Below are 20,301 nucleotides of genomic sequence, written 5' to 3' on the forward strand. Positions count from 1 at the left end.
TGTGACGTTGATGGTTTGATACAACAAAATGGTGAAGGTTGACCAGAAAAATAGAAATAGAAAAATATTATCGTTGGTTTTTTCTAAATAATTCGAGTTGTGCCAAGGCGGCAAAATGAGGAAATCCCTAGGAGCATACAAAAGTATGTGACTAGGGTTGACGAGTGACGCCAACACAGGCACAACTTGAAGTATGACGAAAAAAAGGAGCATACAAAAGTATGTGACTCGAGTTGACGAGCAACGCCAACATAGGGCAGCTTAAAGCACTACAAACTGAGATTTTTTCTAAATAGTTAGTGCTGTAACAAGGCAGCGATGTGAAGACAGCACGGGGAGCATACAAAAGTATGTGACCCGTGTAGCTGAATGAAGCTAACGCCGTGACAGCGCTAAGTATGACGAAAAAATGGGAGTTGGCCGATAAGCCGGGTTCTGTCGTGGACAACCATTCATCTAGGCCAGCACTTGCGCACTGGCTCCAGCAACCTACCCGAGTTCAATGCGGGCCGCACCATATGAACCCCTATTTGGTCTTGCTCCGGGTGGAGTTTACCGTGCCACGAACTGTTGCCAGTCGCGCGGTGCGCTCTTACCGCACCCTTTCACCCTTACCTGATCCTGTAAACAGGCCATCGGCGGTTTGCTCTCTGTTGCACTAGTCGTAGGCTTGCGCCTCCCAGACGTTATCTGGCACCCTGCCCTATGGAGCCCGGACTTTCCTCCCCTTTACCCGTCTCCCGAAGGGACAACGATAAAGCAGCGGTTGTCTGGCCAACTCCGCGGCGAATTATAGGCACTTTGTTGTAGCTTGTACAGACTCTAGCACTTGCAATTTACCACTTATATTAATGTAACCGTTTTATTTGCCTAAAAATCATTCATTGCTTTGATTATCAAGCATCAATTTATACAACATATTTTTCTTTAACCCATAAATTTCGGCTGTAATCGCTGCCGCTTTTTTAGGGGGAAGCTCTTTTTGTAATAAATTTAACGTGCGAACCACATCAGGGGAAATAGCCGAATCATCCTCTGGCTTCTTATAGCCTTCAACAATTAACACCATTTCGCCGCGATGGCGGTTTTCATCCTCTTTTACCCACGCCAACAATTCACCTACTGGACGGCCTTCAATTGACTCCCACGTTTTAGTCAATTCCCGAGCTAAAACAACATGACGTTCTGGTCCCCAGACTTCTACCATATCTGCTAAACTATCTAACAAACGGTGGGTTGACTCATAGAAAATCAGTGTCCGAGTTTCTTGTTCAAGTGATTGTAAAACGTCTTTACGGCCTTTTGTTTTAGCAGGTAAAAAACCTTCATAACAAAAACGGTCTGAAGGCAAACCGGCAGCAGACAGCGCAGTAATCGCTGCACAGGCGCCGGGTAAAGGCACAACACGGATACCAGCCTCACGACAACGATTGACTAAATGATAACCTGGATCATTAATTAAAGGTGTACCTGCATCAGAGACTAATGCGATACTATCGCCTTGTTGAAGTTTGCTAATTAATTGATCTGCCTTTTGCTGTTCATTATGATCATGTAGAGCGAACAGTCGTGCATTAATCGCAAAATTCTGTAAAAGAATGCCTGAATGCCGAGTGTCCTCTGCCGCAATAAGGTCAACATGTTTAAGAACATCCAACGCACGTTGCGTGATATCACCCATATTACCAATTGGGGTTGGGACGATATACAGCGTGGATGCCATAACCACAGCTTGATTAGGTTGGTTCATTGTTTCATCCGAATAGCCGGTTTAAAATTAAGCAATTGAAAAATACACCATTGGATACAGTATGCGTCCTTCAATTTTTTTGCATTTGAAAAAAGGGTTAATCTGCACAGCAATGCTATCTATATTTGCATTGTCAGGGTGCCAAATGGTATCGGATTACTTCCCGTCCACCCAAAAAACACCTGAGCAAAGTACGTCTGATGTCAGCAGCTACCAAGCCATCATTGATGCTGCTCAAGGCAAGCCCTCAATGGAAGCCCTGCGAGCTTATATTAGCCAAGAGCCTTTATTAAAAACAGCTGCTGAGCGCCAAGCCAATATTGATGGCCTCTGGAAGATGTTAACACAGTTAACGCCAGAACAAGTCCACGGAATTGAGGCTGATGAATATATTCTCCAAGGTTGGGTCGATCTTTTAGATATTTATCAAAACAACCAAGATGACCCTGATGCGCTACGCACCGGTTTCAACGACTGGAAAATGCGTTATTCAAATAACCCAGGGGCCACAATTCCCCCGACCCAGTTGCTCCAAACAATGTTACCGCGTGTTGGCACAACCCCGAAAATAGCCCTATTTTTACCGATGAGTGGGCAAGGTCAGGTTTTCGGTCAAGCCATCATGCAAGGGTTTATGGATGCTCAAAAAGGGCTCCCGCAAACCACATCTCTTCCGGCTAACACAGCGAACGCTCAAAGTAGCGGTAATGATATACTCGACCAAATTTATGCAGAAGTCGCAGCGACTACGGGTGAAGCGCCTGCCACCACCGATAATGACTTGGTAACCTCCGCTTTACGTATTGATGCTACTCCGACAAATACACAAACGATCAAAGTCTTTGATACCACCAATCAACAAATGCCTCAACTGCTTGAACAAGCTAAAAATGAAGGCTTTAACCTTGTTGTCGGGCCGCTGCTGAAAACAGATGTAAATGTGATAGCACAAATGGGTGCTCCTGTTAGCGTTCTTGCGCTTAACGAACTCGATAGCAACCAATTACAACCTCGTCCAAACCTCTGTTATTTTTCGTTATCTCCAGAAGATGAAGCGCAAAATGCAGCCGCTTATATGAGGTCTGAAGGCAAACAAATGCCTCTCGTATTAGTGCCAGCAAATGCCTTTGGCGATAGAATTGCCAAAGCCTTCGCTAAAGGTTGGCAAGAGAAAGGCGGCTCGACCGTGTTAATGCAAACCTTTGGTTCAGTACCTTCGCTAAAAGAATCCATTAACCGCGGTGCTGGTATCCGTATGACTGGAACACCTGTTAATACAGGGGAAACAGTTAGCCCACAATTAAGCCCTCAAATTGAAGATTCAACAGGTGCTATTGATGGTGTTTATATTGTGGCGACACGTGACGAGCTGACGCTTATCAAACCGATGATAGAAATGGCAATTAGCACCCGTTCACGTCCAGCACTTTATACGAGCTCACGTAGTAACCAAGCAGGTTCAGGGGCTGATTACCGCTTCGAAATGGACGGTGTTAAGTTCAGCGAGGTCCCTTTATTAGCTGGTGCAAACAATAGTTTACGCAAACAGGCTCAACAAAAGTTAAATAATGACTACTCACTATTTCGCTTATATGCAATGGGTGTTGATGCATGGTCATTAGCTAATAATTTCGATAAATTACAGCAACCAGAACAATTACGTATTAATGGTGCATCCGGAGTACTCACAACAACACCTAATTGTGTTGTTTTCCGCGAATTACCTTGGTTACAGTTCAAGCAAGGGAAGATCCTTCCTGCTCAATAGGGTATAAACAAGTCATCGAGAAGGTGACTTTTCAGACAAGGACGTCATGAAAACAATCCAGAAACCCTTAAAATGGTTAACAGGTCGGTACTATGAACACCAAGTACTCACTTTCCTGAAACAACAAGGGCTAACGTTTGTCGAACGTAATGCAAGAAATCGAGCCGGTGAGATCGATTTAATAATGCGCGATAATACTGGTTGGGTATTTATCGAGGTACGTTTTCGTAAAAATGGTGATTACGGTAATGCACTTTTATCAGTAAACTGGCATAAACGTAGAAAATTATTAGCCGCTGCAAAATTATGGCTTGCGCAAAGGCAAGAAAGTTTCGATACCAGCTCGTGCCGTTTTGATATCTGCGCAATAACGGGTAACCAATTTGAATGGATACAAAACGCATTTAACGAAGATGGCTAGTATTCGTAATCTGAATGACAAATAAGCTACCTGAATAAATTAGCGAGTATAATCAACAACGCTACAAATATTACTTTTCGTTGTAGCAAGGCGGCAAGAGTGTAGCCAACACCGCTACAGCATGTGATATGACGGGATTACCCTAAATAATTCGTGTTGTAGCAAGGCGGCAAGTAAGCTAATCCCTATGAGCATACATAAGTATGTGATTAGGGTTAGCGAGCGTAGCCAATACCGCTACAGCACGAAGTATGACGGGTAAATTTTGATAGGAAAAAACCAGTGCTAGACCGTATAAAAGTTTGTTTCACTGAAAGTATTCAAACTCAAATAGCAGCTGCTGAAGCGCTGCCGGATGCTATATCCAGAGCTGCAATGATGATGGTTCAATCATTGCTAAATGGTAACAAAATTTTATGTTGTGGTAATGGTGCTTCTGCTGCCACAGCACAACGTTTCGCCGCGAGTATGATCCACCGTTTCGAAACTGAACGTCCTAGCCTGCCTGCATTGGCACTTAATACCGATAATGCTGTATTAACCGCTATCTCAGGCAGCAAACAACCGTCCGAAATTTATGCTAAACAAGTTAGGGCATTGGGGCAGCATGGTGATGTTCTAATGGCAATATCTACTCATGGTAATAGCAGTGATATAATTAAAGCTGTTGAAGCGGCGGTAACGCGAGATATGACCATTGTCGCTCTCACTGGCTATGACGGTGGAGAGCTCGCAGGGTTACTTGGCCCACAAGATGTTGAAATTAGGATCCCATCTCAAAGAAGTGTTCGTATCCAAGAAGTTCATTTACTTACTGTAAATTGTCTGTGCGACCTCATAGATAATACCCTTTTCCCTCATCAGGACGATTAAGGAGACAAAATGCGATTAATACCAGTTTTTGCCATAATCATGAGTACTATTCTTTTACAAGGTTGTATTGGTGCTGCTGTTGTCGGCTCTGCTGCTGTTGCAACGAAAAGCGCTACAGATCCTCGCACAGTTGGTCAGCAAGTTGACGATGGCACCTTAGAAGCACGTGTTAGTGGACAACTTAATAAAGATAAGGAAATAACAGGTAAAGCACGCATTATCGCGACTGCGTATAAAGGAAATGTGTTATTAACGGGGCAAAGCCCTGACATGGCTTGGGCTGAGCGTGCGAAACAAATCGCCTCGAATGTTGAAGGAACTACTGCTGTTTATAATGAGGTTCGTAGTGGTGAACCTGTTGATTTAGGCACAGCCTCAAAAGACACTTGGTTAACAACCAAAGTAAAATCCAAAATTCTTGCCAGTGACAGTGTTAAATCGGGCAGTGTAAAAGTCATCACAGAAAATGGTGAAGTCTTTTTATTGGGGGTATTAACAAGGCAAGAAGGTGATGCAGCAGCAAAAATTGCGAGCGAAACAGACGGTGTTCGCCGAGTAACCACAGCATTCACTTATCTCAATTAATCATAAACAATAATATATTGGTATAAAAATAAAAGCCATGAGTTAAAAACCATGGCTTTTATCTTATTCCGAAGCCAATTGGTTTATTTTCAGAAAATTCTTACCGCCTAATAAGCGCATCTGATTCAAGATCCACGCTTGCCTTTTTAAAACATAAGAAGAGGGTGATTTTACGCTATACCTATGAGGATTAGGTAAAACTGCTGCTAATAATGCAGCTTCATTCATTGTAAGCTTGCTAGCAGGCTTATTAAAGAATTTATTTGCAGCCTCTTCTACCCCAAAAACCCCCTCTCCGAACTCAGCAACATTCAAATAAACAGTAAGTATTCTTTTTTTAGACCAGAAGAGCTCCATAACTGGAGTCATTGCTGTTTCAAACCCCTTTCTTATCCAGCTTCTTCCATCCCATAACCATACGTTTTTTACAGTTTGTTGAGAAATGGTAGATGCCCCTCTGACTGACTGTTTATTGATCATATTATGTTGATAAGCCCTCTCAATTGCATCAAGATCAAAACCCCAGTGATGAGGGAAATTTTGATCTTCAGCGGCAATTACAGCCAAATAAACATACGGAGAAATACGATTTTCATCTACCCATTTAGAATGAGATACATAAGAAAAGTTTAAGTTTAACCATGCGGTAATTTGTCTTTCTGCCATTACTGCTGAAAATGGCACTGGTACATATTTAAAAAGAATGACGGAAAAAAGCCACACCACAAGTAATGAAATTGTGATCTTCTTTAACCAGTGCCACAATCTAGAAACAAAAGTTAGCATTTAAATAATCACGCCATTTCCAATAATTTCTTAACGAGCTTGTTAATACCTATATTTGCTTCAGAAATTGATTGAGCCAGCATATAAGCAGGTGTTGTAACAACTCGATTAACCTCATCAACTACAATGTCATCTACAGTACATTTGACGTGCTTCCCTCCCATGCTCTCTATCTGAGCAATCGTTTCACTATCATCACCAATAGTTAGTTCTACTGATGTATTTAACATTTTAGGAAGCATGACAGGAGCAATACACATCAGCCCTAGCGGCTTTTTCTGCTGATGCATTTCTCGTACTAAACTTAATAGTTCTTTATTAATTTCACACTCACTTCCTTTAACTGCGAAATTACATAAGTTTTTTGCAGCACCAAAACCACCAGGAATTATGAGGGCATCTAGCTTTGATGCATCAGCTGACGACAAAGGCGATATTTTCCCACGAGTAATACGAGAAGATTCTTCTAATTGGTTACGTTTCTCTGATTTTTCTTCACCAGTTATATGATTAATAACAGTAGGTTGATTATCATCAGGAGCGAAAAAATGAACTTCAGCATTATTTTGACTCAAAGCCAACATAGTTAATACAGACTCATGGATCTCGCTTCCATCAAAAACACCACAGCCACTTAAAATAACCGCAATTGATTTCATATCTTCCTCCATTTGTAGTAAATTATCTCTCAAGCGCTAAAGGGTAGAAACATCAATCTTCATCACAGATTTTAATGAATCTTGTAACAGATTCGCTAAATTTTGGTATCTTGATGTTGCCCTTTACGGTGATATACCTAATTTAATGATTTGCCAAGAACAAAAAATACATGCAGATCAACGATTTCCCTGGTGTTGGCGCAGTATTCGCGCACCCCAACTTCGGTTGGGGTTATTTTTTTGTACGCTCATCAACCCAGTTTCTTAAAGTTTCTATATCTGCTTTCCAGTCTTGTTTTAATTCATCAACCCATTCCTGAACATTATCCCACCATGCTGGTAAATCAGGAGATTGAATTTGCTGTGCGATTTTCTGTAAATTCTTTAAACCAACAGAGCCAGCGGCACCTTTAATTTTATGGGCCTCTTCAACAATACCTTTTTGGTCCTTAGCCACCATATTCGAATCAAGAATAGCTAAATAACCCGGCAACATTTTTTCAAAAACATCTAACCCATCATAAATCAGTTTGGGGCCGACTAATTCAATGTATTGCTCTAACATGTCACAATCTAATATAGACTCATCAACTTGTGATGTGACATCGCGGTTTTCAACTTCCTCATTTTGGGAAGTATGCTCCCCCCAAAATTGTTCTATAACTTGAGTTAAAGCAGGAACCGACAACGGTTTACTCAATACGCCATCCATTCCCGCATCAAAATATTCTTTTTTATCCTTAAGGACATTTGCCGTTAAGGCTATTAATGGCGGTAAATCTTCTTTGTCATACTGTTGTTTAAGCTGCCTAGAAATATCTAAACCTGTCATATCTGGTAATTGAATGTCTAATAACACTAAATCATATTCACCGGGAGCAAACATTGCTAATGCATCTTTACCATTCATCGCTACATCAACTGTATTGCCAAGGTTTTCTAATACAGAACACGCAACAACAACATTGAGTTCAATGTCTTCCACTAATAAAATATGCAAGGCTGGTAGTGGGTAATCATCATCACTGTCTTGATGTTCAGCGACTTCTTCTTCAACCACAGGCGCTGTAATTGATAAAGTAAAAGTAGAACCTTGGCCTATTTCACTCTCAACCTGTATGTCGCCCCCCATATTTTGTGCTAACCGACGTGATACAGAAAGACCAATCCCCGTCCCTGTTGCAGGTTTACCACCAGCAGAATCTGTTACTTGATAGTACATCGCAAAGATTTTATCTAACTCATCCTGAGGTATGCCAATACCACTGTCTTTTACCCTAAAAAAGATTTTGTTTTCAGGCTCTTGCCAAATACTTACTTTGACCTCACCTTGTTGCGTGAACTTAACCGCATTCCCAATTAAATTCCATAATACCTGCCGTAAACGCGTCCCATCAGTTAACACCGTTTTTGGCAAAGTAGGTGCCACATCCATAACAAATTTAAGCCCTTTGGGCTGAACTAATAACCCACTTAGATTCTCTAAATCATTCACAAACTCAGGTAATGCGACGGGTTGGTTATCTAGTTGGACTTTACGACGCTCAATTTTATCCATCTCAATGACATCATTAAAAATATTCCCTAATGTCACTGCACTGACATGAATCGTTTTTAAATAGCTAGATTGTTCTGAAGTTAAATTCGTATCGAGTAAAATACGACTAAGACCAACGATGCCATTAAGCGGCGTACGAAGCTCGTGGCTTATCGTTGAGATAAAGGTAGTCTTTTCCCTGCTCGCGTTCTCTAACGCCTCCTGGTAGCGTTTACGCTCTGTTATATCGCGACCAAAGCCCATAAGGCCATGTCGTTTACCTACTCGGTCATAAAATGGGACTTTTCGTAACTCAAAACAGGCTTTTCTGCCATCAGGGTAAACCAGCCACTGTTCATAAGTGAGGGAAACATTATGGCGGAAAACTTTTTCATCAGTCTCCATTACTTTAGATGCAATTTCGACATCATAAATATCTAGAGGTGTTAACCCAACTAAGTGTTTTTCACTTTTACCAGTCAACAGTTCCATTGCTCTGTTACAACCTGAAAACTCGTTATTTTCGTTGCGGTAATAAACTAAATCCGGTGATGCATCAAGGAATGAGCGCAGCAACACCGATTGTTGTTCAAGTTCAACCTGTGTTTGCTCTCGATATTTCATTTCTTGTTTGAGTTGTTCAAGCAGTTCCAAGTGCGCTCTTTCAGCTTTTTCGCGCTCTTGTATTTCAAGATTTAGTTGCTCAATATTGCCATGTAATTGAATGTTTAATTCCGCATCGCGCTTACGCATGACTTCAAGTTTATCGACCATGCGCGACAAACGTTGCCGCGACTCTTCTAACTGCTCAACAACAACCGAAAGAAAATAAACCGCTAAAGGGGTAATGATTAAGCCAAAGAAAATCGACCCGACCATATCGAGGCTATCAACATGCCCTCGCAAAAAGATTGTCACGGCCATCTGCATTATCATGGCAAGAACAACCAGCGCGGATGCTAGTAATAGTGAAAACCGCACCAGCCCTAGTTTCATCATCAAATCGACATAGTATTGCGCAAGGCCGCGAAGTACTTTCATAACCACCCCTTAGTTAAATTCTCTTTGAATCATATATCAAACAGGACAGTTTCGGATGTTTATTAATACAAAATGTCGATCCTGCTCATTCAATAGCCATTTTTTATTATTAATGATAAATAACAATCAGGAATTTTCTTTGCTTCTACTCGGGTAAAAACTCATTCTGAGTAAATCTTAATCACAATCAATTGAAAAACAAAATATTAATGCTGTTTATCTTTAAATATGGGCGATAAACTTAAAAGAAAACGCCAAGTTTTACCAAGTGAAATCAGACAAAGTTCATTAAGGAACACCATGAATTCTAACAGTTTCAACCTACAACGCCGCGAGCCACACAAAAAAGCACTGGCAACCCGTAAAATAGAGTTTGTTGAAATTTATGAGCCTGATAACGTTTCTGATATTCAACAACAATCAAGTCGTTGTCTGTCTTGTGGTAGCCCTTTTTGTGAATGGAAGTGCCCTTTACATAACCCAATCTCTAGTTGGCTTAAACTTGCAGCTGAAGGGCGTATCATTGAAGCCGCTGAATTGTCCCATCACACCAATAGTTTACCCGAAATATGTGGCCGTGTTTGCCCCCAAGATAAGTTATGCGAAGTCGCTTGTGTACTACATGACGACCATGGTGCAGTGACTATTGGCCACATTGAACGCTATATTAATGATACTGCCTTTGCATTAGGCTGGCGCCCCGACCTTTCTCATGTTTCTCCAGTCAATAAGCGTGTTGCTATTATTGGGGCTGGCCCCGCTGGGCTAGCTTGTGCCGATGTTCTTGTTCGTAATGGTGTCGAGGCTATCGTTTTTGATAAACATCCCGAGATTGGGGGACTACTGACATTTGGTATCCCAGCATTTAAGTTAGAAAAACACGTTATGATGCAGCGACATGAAATTTTGGCAGAAATGGGGGTACAGTTTCAGCTTAATACTGAAATAGGTGTTGACCTCTCGTTAGATGCGCTTCTTAGCACCTATGACGCTATTTTTATTGCTACAGGTGCCTATCAGTCAATTAAAGGGAACCTCTCAACTGAATCAATTCAAGGCGTGTATGAGGCTCTGCCCTATTTAATCGCGAATACCCGTCATTTAATGGCACTACCTGCATCTACAGACCAACCCTACATTGATTTACATAAAAAACGCGTGGTTGTTTTAGGTGGGGGGGATACCGCGATGGATTGCACTCGGAGTGCTATTCGTCAAGGCGCTGCACAGGTTAATTGTGTCTATCGTAGAGATAAAGCAAGCATGCCCGGGTCGCAAAAAGAAATAACGAATGCATTAGACGAAGGTGTTCAATTTTATTTTAATACCCAAGCGACCAAAGTAGCCACCAATGAAAATGGTCAGATTACTGGCATTTATGCTTCTCGAACCCAAAAAGGTGAACTCAAAGATGGGCGTTATCAAGTAGAACTCATTGAAAATTCAAATACTTTTATCGAAGCTGATGTGGTTATTGTTGCTTTTGGTTTTCACCCATACACTCAATCTTGGTTAGCAGAGCAAGATGTTAAGCATAATCAGCACGGTCATATCTTAGCTAGTCATCATACGGGTTTTCCATACCAAACATCCAATCAAAAGATATTTGCAGGGGGAGATGCCATTAGGGGTTCTGACCTTGTAGTCACTGCGATTGCTGATGGCCGCGGAGCAGCTGAAGGAATTTTGCTTTTTCTCGGTGTTTAATTACCGAATAATACTTTAAAGAAAAGAAAAACAGAGGGATTATCCCCTCTGTTGATCGTTATTACTTGATTTCTAAAGTAATGAAAACTGATAAGCCTGTTATTTGACAACTCTTAGTGCAGGTCTACCTTTCGGAGGCCTAGGTGGCTCATCACCTGATGGTTCTTGCGAACTTTCATCAGGAAGGTCAGCTTCATGAACTAAAGTAATATTATCTTCTGGTTCTTCAATATCTTCGACCCCTGAGGATAACTCTGCATCATAAGCAGTCTCAGGTTCAAACATCATACCAGCCCCATTTTCACGTGCATATACCGCCATAATTGCTGACATTGGAACATACACTTGACGCGGCACACCACCAAAACGGGCATTGAAACGCACTTCTTCGTTGGTGATTTCGAAATTACCGACGGCTCGAGGCGCTACATTCAAAACAATTTGCCCATCCCGAGCAAACTCCATAGGAACGTTTACATCGGGAACGGTGACATCAACCACCAAATGCGGAGTCATATCGTTATCAAGTAACCACTCGTAGTGGGCACGTAACAAATAAGGACGACGTGGTGACATTGGTGTCATTTCCATCATTTTTAGCCTCTTCTAATAGGCTGTCTAGACTCGCGCATTTCTTTTTCAGCATCCGTCAATGACGCGCTGAATCCGTCACGGTCAAAAACGCGATCCATATAAAAATGTAAGTATTTGCTGATTGATGGGTTAATTTCAATACCGAGTACAGGTAAGCGCCACAGCAATGGAGCCAAATAGCAATCGACGATGCTAAATTCTTCGCTCATGAAGAAGTCCATTTCAGCAAAAACAGGAGAAACTGCGATCAGCTCTTCAGATAATTGACGGCGGGCATTTGCAGCTTCTTGTGCCGTGCCTTTCTCAATTTTGTCCATCAATGAATACCAGTCATTTTTAATGCGATACATTAATTGACGGCTTGTACCACGTGCAACTGGATAAACAGGCATTAATGGTGGATGAGGAAAACGCTCATCAAGGTATTCCATGATAATATGTGGGTCATAAAGCGTTAGATCACGATCAACCAACGTTGGAACGCTATGGTATGGGTTGAGGTCAATCAAATCTTTATGTTGCTGACCAGGTTCAACATATTCAATTTGAACACTAACTCCTTTTTCAGCCAGAACAATACGTACCTGATGGCTAAAAATGTCAGTTGGGCTAGAGAACAATGTCATTACCGAACGTTTATTAGGAGCGACAGCCATTAAAACCTCCAAAATACAAAATGGACGAAATGTAATTAAGTATTTAATTACCGATTACCCATTTTAAAATCCCCAGTGTCCGTCTTTCATTTATCCATACTGAAAGCCAACACAACCCTCCCGCACAATAAAGGCGAGAAATCCGAAATAAAAAACAGGCACATATTCTAACAGATTTTGTACAGCTTAGGGGGGAAGCATCGAAAAAATCATAAGTATATTTCAATGACAGGTTAAATCACAAAAAAAATAGTTTCATTAACTAAAAATATACTTATATATGGATTTAAATCCTTGGAGTTGAATCCATACTTTGGTTATTTAATAATAAATAAATGAACTAAATAACACCCAACTAATAATAATTTTAAATTCTAAACTAAATAATTCTTTTTTCTACAAATTATATCAATTTCTTTTTAATCGCTATATTTAATCAAGTATTACCAATATTAATTAATCAAAAACAACAGACAATAAAAAAACCCGCCATAAAGGCGGGTTTTTTCATTAATTTCATGCCCAAAGGGCAATAAATTAACGTTTGGAGAACTGCGGACGACGACGTGCTTTGCGCAGACCCACTTTTTTACGTTCAACAGAACGCGCATCACGGGTAACAAAACCAGCTTTACGCAGATCAGAACGAAGATTCTCGTCGTAAGCCATCAGTGCACGTGTAATACCGTGACGGATTGCGCCTGCTTGACCTGAAATACCACCACCTTTAACAGTGATGTACAGATCCAGTTTTTCTAACATTTCAACCAGCTCTAACGGCTGACGAACAACCATGCGCGCAGTTTCGCGACCAAAGTATTGTTCCAGTGTACGTTGATTGATTGTGATGTTACCGCTACCCGGCTTAATAAAGACACGAGCAGATGAGCTTTTGCGGCGACCAGTGCCGTAGTATTGATTTTCAGCCATTGCTATAATCCCGATTAAATGTCAAGAACTTGCGGTTGTTGAGCCGCGTGGTTGTGCTCATTACCTGCGTAAACTTTCAGTTTACGGTACATTGCACGACCCAGAGGTCCTTTTGGCAACATGCCTTTAACCGCGATTTCAAGCACACGCTCAGGACTGCGAGCAATCATTTCTTCGAAAGTTGCTTGCTTGATTCCACCTACATGGCCAGTGTGGCGATAGTAGATTTTGTCTTCGCGTTTATTGCCGGTAACAGCAATTTTCTCTGCATTCAGAACGATGATGTAATCACCAGTATCCACGTGCGGAGTGTATTCCGCTTTATGCTTACCGCGTAAACGGCTAGCAATTTCAGTTGCAAGACGGCCTAAAGTTTTGCCATCTGCATCAACAACATACCAGTCGCGTTTTACGGTCTCTGGTTTAGCTGTAAAAGTTTTCATTAAAACTTACCCAATATTGAAGTTACACGTTGGTGAACACTCATGTTCATAAGCTTTCTGAGGTTCACACGACTCTTTGTCCAGTAAACCTACCCCTTCGAGCAGCCTAACTGGCATTAATGCATTATTTTTTGGGAAATAAAAAACAATGCTGTAACGTGGGGTCGCAAGATTATAGAGAAGTCAGCAACAAAAATCGACCCCAAATGCATTTTTTTTACGTTTATTCGAATAAACACCCTAATTTGTACTTAAATTGTGCATTCCAAGGCGTTTGCTCGATAAAATACCAATGGTTTATCGACTTAAGGGTTTGTCTACTTAAGCCAAATGTGGAATTTTAAGGTATTCTTCACTTTGCATTTCTTGTAAACGGGACAAACAACGTTGGTATTCAAACGCCAGTAATTGCCCTTGATAAAGCGATTCCATCGGTACTGCTGCATTAATAATTAATTTAACTTTACGCTCATAAAACTCATCAATTAAGGCCAAAAACCTGCGAGCGGAGTTTTCATCGTTCGTACCCATGGCGGGTACATTATATAACAAGATAGTATGGTAACAGTTCGATAAATAGATATAGTCGTTTTGGCTACGAGGCTCTTCGCAAAGCACCTTAAACTCTATTGCTAAAACCCCTTCCGCGGTACGGATCGCCTGCATTTTGCGGTGATTAACTTCTAACACCGGTGATTGTTCACCTTGCTTCCCGGCCAATTTAACAAAAACGTCATCCAAATGTTGACGATTTTCACTATTAATTGGCGACAAGAATAGGTGAGCTTGAGTTAGAGTCCGTAAGCGATAGTCAATCCCTGCATCGACGTTCATTACATCGCAATACTTTTTAATTTGCTCGATCGCAGGTAAAAAACGAGCACGCTGCAAACCATTACGATACAAATCATCAGGAATAATATTCGAGGTAGCCACTAACGTTATACCCCGAGCAAATAACCCCTCAAGTAAAGTACCTAAAATCATTGCATCAGTAATATCAGAGACAAAAAACTCATCAAAGCACAACACGTCAGTGTGTTTTTTAAATTCATCGGCAATAATATCTAACGGGTTTTCTTGCCCCTGTAACGCCATTAAATCTTCTTGTACTTTTTTCATAAAACGATGAAAATGCAAACGAAGTTTACGTGTTCCTGGTAAACTTTCGTAAAACATATCCATTAGCCATGTTTTTCCACGACCCACTCCCCCCCACATATATAACCCTTGTACAGGCACTATCGATGTAGCCGGAGCTTTGCCTAATAAGCGGCTAAAACGTTGCTTTAAACCAGAAGGTTTTTCACTAGGAACAATTGAAGGTGCATTAACGAGGTTCTGATAAATTTTATCTAGGCGTTCGACAGCAAGCTTTTGTACGTCATCAGGCTGATAATTCCCATCAGCTAACGCTTGTTGATAACGCATTGTAGGGCTCATTGGTGACATTAACTGAATAATCCTTAAAAATTTCGGTTTTTTTACCGTTATTTGATATACACTGCCTTTATTATAACCAGATTCAGTTATCATTTAACTTTCGGTTAACGAATCGATATAGAGTAAGGAAATTCAACTTAAGATTCTACCTTTAAGTTCTGAATAACTTTAGTTTAGCTAGTTCAAGTTTTGTGGGTTTTCTCATCACTTAATTGTCAAATTACAATATGTTGAAATGCTTTACTTGACGCTTACATGCAACTTGAATTATTTAAGGTATAGTAACGGTAACGACACTTAATTTCTGCGAACATTGAATCTGTGAACATTGAAGTAATGAAGGAGTCAGCATGACCTGGGAGTATGCATTAATAGGATTAATTGTTGGTTTTATCATCGGCGCACTAGTTGTCCGTTATGGTAACCCAAAACTTCGCCAACAAAAAACAGCGCAAGCTGAGTTAGACAAAAAAAGCACTGAACTTGAAGAGTACCGTAAAGAGCTTGTTAGCCATTTTGCTCGCAGCGCAGAACTATTGGATAAAATGGCGCGTGACTACCGTCAACTGTATCAACACATGGCACAAAGTTCGTCTGAATTGATGCCTGATATGCCTGCACAAGATAACCCATTTAACTATCGCTTAACGGAGTCTGAGGCAGATAACGACCAAGCACCAGTTAAAATGCCACCAAGAGATTACTCTGATGGCGCATCAGGCTTGTTCCGCCCTCTTGAAGAGAAAGAAAAGTAATTTTCTTCATTTATCACCAGTAAGTGCCACTTACTGGTGATTCCTTATAACATTCACTGAATTTTATTATTCCACCTGTATCTTCTGCTTTTAAATACTCATTTAATAAATCTGAACAAAATTTCCATCTAAATGTAACTTAATGATTTATTTAGCAACTGTATAGAAGTTAAAGTTTCACTTAAGTTGCATGTAAATAGATGTAAAAGAATGGATATTCGCTACCCGTAAAGGGAACTTTTGCGCATAATCTATAGTCATAGTCTTCAGTAAAATTGAATCTGATACCAACCAATATCTCAACTCATTGTGTTACTCCCAAAAATGTATCCACAGTGAATTGATAATTATTTTTGAGAGAATCGACTAAATTATGAAAAGAAAAAACTTTTTTCTTACCGCTGTAGCAATGAGCCTAGGGTTATCATTAGCCGCTATTCCTGCCGTTAGCAGTGCAGCATTACCCGCTTCATTACCCGTAACAGCACAAAGTCAAAATTTACCAAGCCTAGCCCCAATGCTTGAAAAAGTATTACCCGCAGTGGTCAATATTCATGTATCAGGGACTCGTGTACAAAATCAACAAATCCCTGAAGAGCTAAAATTCTTTTTTGGCCCAAATGTTCCATCACAACAACAAAGCGTGCGCCCATTTGAAGGGCTTGGTTCCGGTGTAATTATTGATGCAGAACAAGGGTATATTTTAACTAATAACCATGTAATTGATGGTGCGGACAAAATTCAAATCCAATTAAATGATGGCCGTGAAATCGCGGTAAAATTGATTGGTAAAGACCCACAAACAGATATCGCATTACTGAAAATCACGAATAACAAAGATATTAAAAACTTAACGGCTGTTAGCATTGCAGATTCAGATAAACTACGTGTTGGTGATTTTGCTGTCGCAGTTGGTAACCCATTTGGGTTAGGCCAAACGGCAACTTCAGGGATTATCTCAGCATTAGGTCGTAGTGGATTAAATCTTGAAGGTTTGGAAAACTTTATCCAAACAGATGCCTCAATTAACCGTGGTAACTCAGGTGGTGCATTAGTTAACCTAAATGGTGAGCTAATCGGTATTAATACTGCAATATTAGCCCCTGGTGGCGGTAATATCGGTATCGGTTTTGCTATCCCAAGTAATATGGCTAAAAACCTAAGTGAACAACTGATTAAACATGGGGAAGTTAAACGCGGTATTTTAGGAATTAAAGGTACGGAGATGAACTCCGATATCGCAAAAGCATTTAACATTGATGCACAACGCGGTGCCTTTGTAAGTGAAGTTATTCCTAAATCATCTGCTGCTAAAGCGGGTATTAAATCTGGTGACGTCTTAGTCTCAGTTGATGGTAAACGTATTAACAGTTTCGCTGAGTTGAGAGCTAAAATTGGTACTAGCCAAATAGGTAAAGAAATTACCATTGGCTTAATCCGCTCTGGTAAACCAATTGATGTCAAAGTGGTATTAGAGAACGATGAAGGTACGGCAACTAAAGCAGAAAAACTAAGTGAATCCTTATTAGGTGCAACTATTTCTAATGCAATTATCAGTAATACCAAAGGTGTCCAAGTAGATAGCGTGGCTCCAAAATCACCTGCGGCTGCAATTGGCCTAATGAAAGGTGACTTAATCTTTGGTGTCAATGACTCACGTGTGGAGACCATTGACCAATTCCGTAAAATTATTGACGGTAAGCCACCAGTGCTAGCAATGAAAGTATTGCGTGATGGGGAAACCTTGTATCTATTAATGAAAAATTAATTTATTAAACTCCATCTTAAAATCAATAAAACAGGTACAGTATCACTCTGCTGTGCCTGTTTTTTTATGTTATGCTCAAGGGTACGTTGAAAAAATAACTGAATGTTCGATATTTTATGGTTAAGAAGCTAACTTTATCCGTCATGCTTGGCCTGTTAACTGCATTGATTATTATCGTTGCGGTTCCTTCGTTGCGTCCTCAAGGCTTAGCTGACTTACTGTATGGTAAAACAAATAGCGAACCCGTCAGTTATAATAAAGCTGTGCGCCGTGCGGCTCCAGCTGTAGTGTATGTGTATAGTAGTTCCAAGGGCAGTTTTTCCCAATCTGGTCGTGAACTAAAATCTCTCGGTTCTGGCGTAATCATGAGCCCAAATGGCTATATCATTACGAATAAACATGTTGTTGATAACCCAGACCAAATCCTTGTAGCCTTACAAGATGGCGCTATCTTTGATGCCTTGTTAGTCGGTTCGGATTCATTAACTGACCTCGCAGTGCTTAAGATAGACGCAGACAACCTGCCTGTAATCCCCATTAACACCAAGCGTGTTACCCATGTTGGTGACGTCGTTCTTGCTATTGGTAACCCCTATAATATTGGTCAAACCGTCACCCAAGGTATTATTAGCGCAACTGGCCGTGTAGGGCTAAGCTCAACACGCCGACAAAACTTCCTACAAACTGATGCTTCAATTAATTCAGGTAACTCAGGTGGTGCATTAATCAATACTGAAGGGGAATTAGTTGGTATTAACACGCTTTCATTTACCGCAGGCCAAGGTATTAGCTCTGAAGGGCTAAGTTTTGCTATTCCAACGGCACTAGCGACTAAAATCATGGATAAACTAATCCGTGATGGTCGGGTGATCCGTGGTTACATTGGGATCACCGCCCGCGAACTACCACAAATTAGGTCAAACAATAATAATATCAATCAAATACAAGGTTTACGTGTTTTCCAAGTGGCTCCGAATGGGCCTGCCGCCAAAGCGGGGATTTTGCAAGGTGATATTGTTTTATCCGTTGATGGTAAGCCTGCCATTTCGGCGGCAGAAACCATGGATTTAGTGGCTGAAATTCGCCCCGGAAGTAAAGCCGCAGTACAAATATTACGGGATGGCGAAGTCAAAAATATTGATGTTATTATTGAGGAAATCCCTGAAGGCCAAGCGGGTTAATTTATTCATTCTCTTTGTAATAAAAAAGGTTGTTCCATTCGAAGAACAACCTTTTTTGGGTTTAACTAAGTCAATAGGTTTACTACCGACCTGTGCTAACAATATGACTAATCGTCAGAATGTACTCGCTGAATATCGGCACCTAAACCACGTAATTTATCTTCAATGTGCTCATAGCCGCGGTCAATATGGTAGATACGGTCAACCGTCGTAGTCCCCTCGGCTATACAACCCGCAATAACTAAACTTGCTGAAGCGCGTAAATCTGTTGCCATCACTTGGGCGCTGGTCAGTTTTTCAACGCCATGACACAACACAGTATTACTTTCAATTTCAGCATGAGCGCCCATTCGGATCAACTCTGGAATATGCATGAAACGGTTTTCAAAAATCGTTTCGGTGATCATCCCTGCACCATCAGCAACAAGGTTGAGCAAACTAAATTGTGCCTGCATATCCGTTGGGAAACCTGGGTGTGGTGCTGTACGTAAAGTAACTGCTTTCGGGCGTTTACCTTCCATATCTAAGCTAATCCAGTCATCCCCTAATTCGATTTTCGCACCAGCTTCACGTAATTTAGCTAATACAGCATCAAGTGTATCTGGGCGTGCATTACGACAAATCACTTTCCCACGAGAAACTGCGGCGGCGATTAAAAATGTCCCTGTTTCGATACGATCAGGTAGAACTTGGTAGACACCGCCACCTAAGCGCTTAACCCCCTCAATCACAATACGGTCAGTACCTGCACCTGTAATTTTGGCACCAAGGGTATTAAGGAAATTAGCAGTATCTTCAATTTCTGGCTCACGAGCCGCATTTTCAATCGTTGTCGTACCTTCAGCCAACGTTGCTGCTGTCATAATAGAAACAGTCGCACCCACACTGACTTTGTCCATCACAATGCATGCGCCTTTCAAACGGCCGTCTACTGTTGCTTTTACATAACCATCTTCTAGAACAATATTTGCGCCTAATTGTTCTAAACCAGAGATATGTAAATCAACAGGGCGCGCACCGATAGCACAACCACCTGGTAAAGAAACTTCACCATGACCAAAACGCGCGACTAATGGTGCCAATGCCCAAATAGAAGCACGCATCGTTTTAACCAAATCATAAGGTGCACAATAAGTTGTCACAGTGCTGGCATCGACATACACAGAACCATTACGCTTAACTTTCGTACCAAGCTGATTCAGTAATTTAATGGTGGTATCAATGTCCCTTAAATGAGGGACATTCTGAATTTCTACTGGCTCTTCAGCCAATAAAGCAGCGAACAAGATTGGTAATGCCGCATTTTTTGCGCCAGATATAGTCACCTCACCCTCTAACCGGGTTGGCCCTTTAACTAAAAACTTATCCATTCAAGTGTTCTCGTATGTCGAATTTTACAGGCTG

Annotated in this window: 18 protein-coding genes and 1 other RNA gene; 8 read left to right on the forward strand and 11 right to left on the reverse strand. The window is 41.0% G+C overall.

The window, feature by feature from the left end; translation table 11 throughout:
• Nucleotides 1–408 precede the first annotated feature (408 nt).
• Nucleotides 409–782, reverse strand: an RNA gene (gene rnpB / locus P3L56_RS17370) — RNase P RNA component class A.
• Between the two features lie 95 nt (nucleotides 783–877).
• Nucleotides 878–1,750: a 16S rRNA (cytidine(1402)-2'-O)-methyltransferase gene (rsmI, locus tag P3L56_RS17375; RefSeq protein WP_042846193.1), complete on the reverse strand. Its 873-nt coding sequence runs from the start codon at nucleotides 1,748–1,750 to the stop codon at nucleotides 878–880.
• Between the two features lie 61 nt (nucleotides 1,751–1,811).
• Between rsmI and P3L56_RS17380 the strand changes: the two genes are divergently transcribed.
• The 4 genes from P3L56_RS17380 to dolP all read left to right on the forward strand — a co-directional run bounded on the left by P3L56_RS17380 (nucleotide 1,812) and on the right by dolP (nucleotide 5,397).
• Nucleotides 1,812–3,518: a penicillin-binding protein activator gene (locus P3L56_RS17380; protein WP_198860914.1), complete on the forward strand. Its 1,707-nt coding sequence runs from the start codon at nucleotides 1,812–1,814 to the stop codon at nucleotides 3,516–3,518.
• A gap of 46 nt (nucleotides 3,519–3,564) precedes the next feature.
• Entirely contained in the window at nucleotides 3,565–3,939 is a 375-nt protein-coding gene (locus tag P3L56_RS17385; protein WP_042846196.1) for a YraN family protein, read from the forward strand.
• 282 nt (nucleotides 3,940–4,221) lie between these two features.
• Nucleotides 4,222–4,812 (forward strand): DnaA initiator-associating protein DiaA, encoded by a 591-nt coding sequence (gene diaA / locus P3L56_RS17390; protein WP_004908326.1) that lies wholly within the window; start codon nucleotides 4,222–4,224, stop codon nucleotides 4,810–4,812.
• A 9-nt stretch (nucleotides 4,813–4,821) separates the two neighbouring features.
• Nucleotides 4,822–5,397 carry a division/outer membrane stress-associated lipid-binding lipoprotein gene (gene dolP, locus P3L56_RS17395; protein ID WP_042846198.1) on the forward strand — a complete coding sequence of 192 codons (576 nt, stop codon included), beginning with the start codon at nucleotides 4,822–4,824 and terminating at the stop codon, nucleotides 5,395–5,397.
• Nucleotides 5,398–5,460: 63 nt separating this feature from the next.
• Here dolP and mtgA read toward each other — a convergent pair whose 3' ends face one another.
• The 3 genes from mtgA to arcB all read right to left on the reverse strand — a co-directional run bounded on the left by mtgA (nucleotide 5,461) and on the right by arcB (nucleotide 9,420).
• Nucleotides 5,461–6,183 carry a monofunctional biosynthetic peptidoglycan transglycosylase gene (mtgA, locus tag P3L56_RS17400; protein ID WP_071548612.1) on the reverse strand — a complete coding sequence of 241 codons (723 nt, stop codon included), beginning with the start codon at nucleotides 6,181–6,183 and terminating at the stop codon, nucleotides 5,461–5,463.
• 8 nt (nucleotides 6,184–6,191) lie between these two features.
• Nucleotides 6,192–6,842, reverse strand: a complete 651-nt coding sequence (elbB, locus tag P3L56_RS17405) for an isoprenoid biosynthesis glyoxalase ElbB (RefSeq protein WP_198860915.1) — start codon at nucleotides 6,840–6,842, stop codon at nucleotides 6,192–6,194.
• Between the two features lie 232 nt (nucleotides 6,843–7,074).
• The gene (gene arcB, locus P3L56_RS17410) at nucleotides 7,075–9,420 is read right to left on the reverse strand and encodes an aerobic respiration two-component sensor histidine kinase ArcB (RefSeq protein ID WP_042846202.1); all 2,346 of its coding nucleotides are present in this window, start codon (nucleotides 9,418–9,420) and stop codon (nucleotides 7,075–7,077) included.
• A gap of 300 nt (nucleotides 9,421–9,720) precedes the next feature.
• Here arcB and P3L56_RS17415 point away from each other — a divergent pair, with 300 nt between their 5' ends.
• A complete protein-coding gene (locus tag P3L56_RS17415; RefSeq protein ID WP_042846203.1) occupies nucleotides 9,721–11,127 on the forward strand; it encodes an FAD-dependent oxidoreductase in 1,407 nt (468 codons plus the stop codon).
• Nucleotides 11,128–11,226: 99 nt separating this feature from the next.
• Here the strand turns inward: P3L56_RS17415 and sspB are convergent, their stop codons facing one another.
• The 5 genes from sspB to zapE all read right to left on the reverse strand — a co-directional run bounded on the left by sspB (nucleotide 11,227) and on the right by zapE (nucleotide 15,202).
• Complete coding sequence (sspB, locus tag P3L56_RS17420; RefSeq protein WP_042846406.1) at nucleotides 11,227–11,718, reverse strand: ClpXP protease specificity-enhancing factor; 492 nt, start codon at nucleotides 11,716–11,718, stop codon at nucleotides 11,227–11,229.
• 5 nt (nucleotides 11,719–11,723) lie between these two features.
• A complete protein-coding gene (gene sspA, locus P3L56_RS17425; RefSeq protein WP_042846204.1) occupies nucleotides 11,724–12,377 on the reverse strand; it encodes a stringent starvation protein SspA in 654 nt (217 codons plus the stop codon).
• Nucleotides 12,378–12,914: 537 nt separating this feature from the next.
• Nucleotides 12,915–13,307 (reverse strand): 30S ribosomal protein S9, encoded by a 393-nt coding sequence (gene rpsI, locus P3L56_RS17430; RefSeq protein ID WP_272686150.1) that lies wholly within the window; start codon nucleotides 13,305–13,307, stop codon nucleotides 12,915–12,917.
• A gap of 14 nt (nucleotides 13,308–13,321) precedes the next feature.
• Complete coding sequence (gene rplM, locus P3L56_RS17435; RefSeq protein ID WP_004258237.1) at nucleotides 13,322–13,750, reverse strand: 50S ribosomal protein L13; 429 nt, start codon at nucleotides 13,748–13,750, stop codon at nucleotides 13,322–13,324.
• 321 nt (nucleotides 13,751–14,071) lie between these two features.
• Nucleotides 14,072–15,202: a cell division protein ZapE gene (gene zapE / locus P3L56_RS17440; RefSeq protein WP_198860916.1), complete on the reverse strand. Its 1,131-nt coding sequence runs from the start codon at nucleotides 15,200–15,202 to the stop codon at nucleotides 14,072–14,074.
• A 341-nt stretch (nucleotides 15,203–15,543) separates the two neighbouring features.
• Here zapE and zapG point away from each other — a divergent pair, with 341 nt between their 5' ends.
• From zapG to degS, 3 genes are all read left to right on the forward strand, one after another.
• On the forward strand, nucleotides 15,544–15,948 hold the full coding sequence (gene zapG, locus P3L56_RS17445) for a Z-ring associated protein ZapG (RefSeq protein ID WP_042846206.1): 405 nt from the start codon (nucleotides 15,544–15,546) through the stop codon (nucleotides 15,946–15,948).
• 373 nt (nucleotides 15,949–16,321) lie between these two features.
• A complete protein-coding gene (locus tag P3L56_RS17450) occupies nucleotides 16,322–17,716 on the forward strand; it encodes a Do family serine endopeptidase (RefSeq protein WP_042846207.1) in 1,395 nt (464 codons plus the stop codon).
• Between the two features lie 116 nt (nucleotides 17,717–17,832).
• Complete coding sequence (gene degS / locus P3L56_RS17455) at nucleotides 17,833–18,897, forward strand: outer membrane-stress sensor serine endopeptidase DegS (RefSeq protein WP_042846208.1); 1,065 nt, start codon at nucleotides 17,833–17,835, stop codon at nucleotides 18,895–18,897.
• Nucleotides 18,898–19,004: 107 nt separating this feature from the next.
• Here degS and murA read toward each other — a convergent pair whose 3' ends face one another.
• Entirely contained in the window at nucleotides 19,005–20,267 is a 1,263-nt protein-coding gene (murA, locus tag P3L56_RS17460) for a UDP-N-acetylglucosamine 1-carboxyvinyltransferase (RefSeq protein WP_042846209.1), read from the reverse strand.
• Nucleotides 20,268–20,301: the final 34 nt, after the last annotated feature.

It is taken from the genome of Providencia sp. PROV024 (assembly GCF_032709665.1).
Classification (GTDB): Bacteria; Pseudomonadota; Gammaproteobacteria; order Enterobacterales; family Enterobacteriaceae; genus Providencia; species Providencia huashanensis.